Source organism: Desulfobacula sp. (assembly GCF_014237455.1).
In the GTDB taxonomy this organism is placed as follows: Bacteria; Desulfobacterota; Desulfobacteria; order Desulfobacterales; family Desulfobacteraceae; genus Desulfobacula.
Window position 1 is genome coordinate 1 of record NZ_JABZFL010000108.1, and the last position, 5112, is coordinate 5112.

Sequence of the window (5112 nt, forward strand, 5' to 3'; positions counted from 1 at the left end):
CAGTCGGTTCATCCGCAAGATGGCTGCCAAAGAGTTTGGGCTGGATGAGAATATCCTTTCGGTTGAAAAAGAGGAGGCCTCATTATGAGTTGGATGGCAAAGCTGTATGAGACCTATGATCACGTTGTAACTTCTAATCAGGAAGAAGAAGAGGCTATTTTATGGCCAATTTCCCATTTTGTAAAGAATGCGCATATTGAGGTAGTTATAGATGTTGAAGGGAATTTTTTAAAAGGACGTTCAAAAATTTTGCATGGATCAGATAGCCCAACATTAATTCCTGCCTCAGAATCATCTGCGGGGCGAGCTGGAGCTAAAATTGCGCCACATCCATTATGTGAAGAAATTGGATACTGCGCTTCTGACTACCCGAAGGCAAACAAAAATAAAACACAAGCTTACCTGGATCAGATGAGAGATTGGGCAAACTCAAGTAAGTCACATCCAAAACTCAAAGCAATTTTTAAATATCTTGAAAAGCAAACATTATGGAATGACCTTTCAAGTGAGTTTGAATTTCCCTTGAAAGTAAAAAAATCAAATGGAACCAGTCAGAAAATATCACCAGAAAAGGTGTTTATTAGATGGTGTGTCGAAGAGCCTGGAAATCCTGTGTCAGGAACGTGGCAAGATGAGGAGTTAATTGACTCTTGGATTTCTTATGACAGAGAAAAGAACAGTAAAAAAGGCTTTTGCTACATTCTTGGAGATAAAGCCAGAATTGCATCAAACCACCCGCGTTTTTTACGGTGGCCGGGAGATGGAGCAAAGCTTGTGTCTTCAAATGATCACAGTGGTTATACCTTCCGTGGAAAATTTACTGATACTAAAACAAGTATAGATAAGCATGGAGCACAAGCAGTCGTCATTGGCTTTGATGTCACCCAGAAAGCGCATAATGCCTTGCGCTATCTCTTGTCCAGTCCGAGTCATAGTTATAGGAATGGTGATCAGGTTTATATTACTTGGGCAGTTTCCGGTAAAAAAATTCCTGAACTATTGAAGTCTTCATGGGCGATGATGACTGACGAAGATATCTTCTTACAGCCAGAAATTGAACCAGAGGAATCACAAGATCGGATAGATCAAAGCATAGATATTGGTGCATCCTTTGCCTTTAAATTCAACAATTATTTGCGCGGGTACAGGGCAAAGCTGGAACCAAATGAACAAATCGTAATAATGGGCTTGGATTCGGCAACACCGGGAAGAATGGGGATCATCTATTACCGGGAACTCCTGGCCAGTGAATTCCTGGATCGGATTCATGACTGGCACATCCAGTTCGCCTGGCCCCAACGCCATACCAAGGAATATCCAAATCCAAACAGTAATAAAAAGCCCATCAGAAAAACAATTTGGCCAGTGAGCTCTCCGGTTCCCCGAGTTATTGCCGAAGCTGCTTATGGTGATATCTTGAAGAGCAATAAAACCCTGAATAAAAGTTTGTTGGAGCGGATATTGCCCTGCATTGTCGATGGCCGGCAATTTCCTCGAGATGTAATGCTTTCAGCGGTGCGCCGGGCCAGTAATTGCACTTTAAAAAGGCTTTCACAACAATTTTCTAACCCTAAAAGCGAGAAAGCCGCATGGGAAAAGAATCTTGGTGTCGCCTGTGCCTTGTACAGAGGGTTTTACATGCGTCATCCTGATAAAATAAAAAGGAGGGAATATTCAATGACATTAGAAGAAGACAGAAAAACAAGGGATTATTTATATGGTCGCCTGTTGGCAATTGCCGAACGAATTGAAGAGGTTGCCTTGAATGTTGGAGGAGAGAGCAGACCGACAACTGCTGCCAGATTAATGCAGCGTTTTGCGGATCGGCCCTTTTCGACCTGGCGAAATATTGAGTTGGGATTACAGCCCTATATGCAAGGATTACAGGGGAAAAGGGCAGGCTTTTTGACCAACTGCAATAAAGAGCTTGATGCGGTGCAAGATGCTTTTTCTCCAGATGATTTTACCAGTGACAAGCCGCTTTCCGGTGAATTTCTGTTGGGGTATCACTGCCAGAAACAAGATTGGCGCAATAAAAAAGAAACCAATAACGAAAATTAATAATTTGAAGGAGATAGATCATGAGCCTGGAAAACAAAATAGATTTTGTCATTATTTTTAGCGTTAAAAATGCCAACCCAAACGGTGATCCTTTAAACGGTAATCGACCCCGCATAGATTATGACGGATATGGAGAGATTACCGATGTCTGCCTGAAAAGAAAAATTCGTAACCGTTTGATGGCAAAAGAGTATCCGATTTTTGTTCAATCAGATGAAAATAAAATTGATGGAATGCCGAGCTTGAAAGCCAGGGCAGAGTCAGATGAATTTGGACTTGGCAAAGATGCATTTATTAGGACTCAAACGACTCCAGATAAAACTGTGAAACTTGCCTGTGAAAAATGGCTGGACGTTCGAACCTTTGGTCAGCTTTTTGCTTTTAAAAATACTGCGAATGATGGCGTGTCTATTCCTATCCGTGGCCCGGTTTCTATTCAGTCCGCTTTTAGCGTGGTGCCAGTTAGTGTAACCAGTACCCAGATAACCAAGAGTGTCAGTGGTGAGGGAGATGGAACCAAGAAAAGTTCTGATACTATGGGTATGAAACACAGGGTAGATCAGGCGGTTTATGTCACCTATGGCAGTATGAACCCGCAACTATCAGAGCGGACCGGATTTAACAATGATGACGCCGAAACCATTAAAGCAGTATTGCCCAAACTTTTTGAAGGAGATGCATCATCAGCACGACCCGAAGGAAGCATGGCGATTGAGAAAGTTATTTGGTGGCAGCACAATAGTAAGGCCGGTCAATATTCTTCAGCCAAAGTACACAGAACACTGTCAGTAAACCCGGATGGCAGTTTTGAGATTGACAAGCTGGATGGATTGGAACCGGAGCTTATTGATGGTTTTTGATGTCTTTCACTATCTGACGTCTACTAAAGTGATGAGGGATTTAACATGGAAACAAAATTGGTGGTCTTCAAAAATAAAGAAATTCGGCGGATGTTGCATAACAATGAGTGGTGGTTTGTCATTGTAGATGTAGTTTTGGCGCTTACTGACTCAATTAACCCAAGTGGCTATATAAAGGACATGAGGCGTCGTGATAAAGAACTTTCCAAAGGGTGGGGGCAAATTGCCACCCCCCTTTCAGTTCAGACTGAAGGCGGGCCTCAGCGTATGAATTGCGCCAACACCGAAGGCATTTTTCGCATCATTCAGTCCATTCCTTCACCCAAAGCCGAACCATTCAAACGCTGGCTGGCTAAGGTCGGTTACGAGCGGGTTCAGGAGATTGAGGATCCAGAACTGGCAAGTAAGCGTACCAGGGCCATCTACCGTGCCAAGGGGTATTCGGAGGCCTGGATAGAAAAACGGATGCGGGGCATTGCCGTTCGGGCGGAACTAACCGATGAGTGGCAGAAACGCGGGATCAAAGAAGATCCGGAATATGCAATTCTTACCTCGGAGATTTCCAAGGCCGCCTTCGGTGTCACTCCTTCGGAATACAAAAATTTGAAAGGACTAAAGCGGGAAAACCTCCGAGATCATATGACCGATTTGGAACTGATCTTTTCCATGCTGGGTGAAGCGGCCACTACCGAGATTGCCAGCAAAAAAGATGCTCAAGGGTTTGATGAAAATAAAACAGCCGCCCGAAAAGGTGGCAAAATTGCCGGTGACGCTCGTGAAAATCTGGAAATTGAAACCGGAAAGAAAGTGGTCAGTTCAGGAAACTATCTGACCGAACCTGAAAGCAGGAAAAGGCTTAAAAATAAATGACCCTCTATATTGAAGATGAATTATTGCCACTATCCGCCCTGCAGCACATACTCTTTTGCAAGAGGCAATGCGCACTGATTCATATTGAACAATTATGGGTTGAAAATAAATTTACCGCAGAAGGTCGAATTATGCATGAAAGGGTAGACAGGGGGGATCAAAGTGACAGAGGCAGGATGAAGGTTGAATATAGCCTGCCGCTTAAATCAAGTGTTTTGGGTGTTACCGGAAAGGCAGATGTGGTTGAGTTCCATTTAAAAGAGGGTTTGGAAAAACTATGGATACCTTTTCCCGTGGAATATAAAAGAGGAAAACCCAAGAAGAACCTTTCAGACAAGGTGCAGCTTTGTGCACAGGCGTTATGCCTTGAAGAAATGGTCTGTGTAAAAGTTGAAACAGGGGCACTTTTTTATGGGAAAACAAGACGCCGCCTGGATGTTGTTTTTGATGAGAATTTGCGGGAGTTTACAATGAGAACATCTGAAGAACTTCATAATATGATTTCCTCTGGGATTACACCGCTGCCCCATTATGAAAAAAAGTGTGATACCTGTTCTTTTCTTAATTTATGTATACCCAAGACAATTGGGAAAAAAAGAAATGTATTGTCATGGATAAGAAAAATGACAGACTAAGGCAAATTTAATAAAGATGAAAAAATATTTAAACACATTGTTTGTGACTACTCAAGGGGCTTATTTGTCAAAGGAAGGTGAAACTGTTGTTGTTAAAATTGAAAAAAAAGTAGCCATGAGACTTCCCATTCATACACTTGCCGGGATAGTTTGTTTTGGTGCAGTGAGTTGCAGCCCTTATTTGATGGGGTTTTGTGCTGAAAATGATGTGTCCATTAGTTTTTTGACAGCTTATGGCAGATTCCTTGCAGTAGTTAAAGGGCCGGTTTCAGGAAATGTTCTTTTAAGACGGGAACAGTTCAGAATGGCGGATAATCAAGAAACTTGTGCTTCAATTGCAGGATCTGTATTGACCGGCAAACTCGCAAACAGCAGAACCGTTCTTGAAAGGGCGATCCGCGATCATAAAGAAAAAATCGATGAATTCAGACTGAAAAAAGTATCTGATCGGCTTTCTTTATATATTAAAAAAGAGCTTCCATATGGAAATTTAAACAGGCTGAGAGGTGTCGAAGGAGACGCGGCACATCAATATTTCAGTGTTTTTGATGAGCTGATAATAGTTCAGAAAGAGGCATTTTCCTTTACCGGAAGAAACAGGCGGCCACCGCTTGATAATGTAAATTGCCTCCTCTCTTTTTTATATACTCTCCTAACTCATGATGTACGATCTGCACTTGAATCTG

General features: G+C 42.4%; 5 protein-coding genes. All 5 read left to right on the top strand.

All coding sequences use genetic code 11. The annotated features are described in order from the left end of the window. The first annotated feature begins 84 nt into the window (after positions 1-84). Positions 85-2061 (top strand): type I-C CRISPR-associated protein Cas8c/Csd1, encoded by a 1977-nt coding sequence (gene cas8c / locus HGJ91_RS15790; RefSeq protein ID WP_291348809.1) that lies wholly within the window; start codon positions 85-87, stop codon positions 2059-2061. A 20-nt stretch (positions 2062-2081) separates the two neighbouring features. After that, positions 2082-2921 (top strand): type I-C CRISPR-associated protein Cas7/Csd2, encoded by an 840-nt coding sequence (cas7c, locus tag HGJ91_RS15795; protein WP_291348810.1) that lies wholly within the window; start codon positions 2082-2084, stop codon positions 2919-2921. Between the two features lie 45 nt (positions 2922-2966). Next, positions 2967-3791 carry a Bro-N domain-containing protein gene (locus tag HGJ91_RS15800; RefSeq protein ID WP_291348811.1) on the top strand — a complete coding sequence of 275 codons (825 nt, stop codon included), beginning with the start codon at positions 2967-2969 and terminating at the stop codon, positions 3789-3791. Further along, complete coding sequence (gene cas4, locus HGJ91_RS15805; RefSeq protein WP_291348812.1) at positions 3788-4426, top strand: CRISPR-associated protein Cas4; 639 nt, start codon at positions 3788-3790, stop codon at positions 4424-4426. Before HGJ91_RS15800 ends, cas4 begins: the two co-directional genes overlap by 4 nt. Before the next feature lie 16 nt (positions 4427-4442). Then, positions 4443-5112, top strand: a 670-nt coding sequence (gene cas1, locus HGJ91_RS15810) for a CRISPR-associated endonuclease Cas1 (RefSeq protein WP_291348813.1), incomplete at its 3' end; no start/stop codon positions are given.

What these genes read in the sequence shown, in the direction of transcription:
- cas8c (WP_291348809.1), top strand. Translation starts at nt 85, where the DNA reads ATGAGTTGGATGGCAAAGCTGTATGAGACCTATGATCACGTTGTAACT.
- cas7c (WP_291348810.1), top strand. Translation starts at nt 2,082, where the DNA reads ATGAGCCTGGAAAACAAAATAGATTTTGTCATTATTTTTAGCGTTAAA.
- HGJ91_RS15800 (WP_291348811.1), top strand. Translation starts at nt 2,967, where the DNA reads ATGGAAACAAAATTGGTGGTCTTCAAAAATAAAGAAATTCGGCGGATG.
- cas4 (WP_291348812.1), top strand. Translation starts at nt 3,788, where the DNA reads ATGACCCTCTATATTGAAGATGAATTATTGCCACTATCCGCCCTGCAG.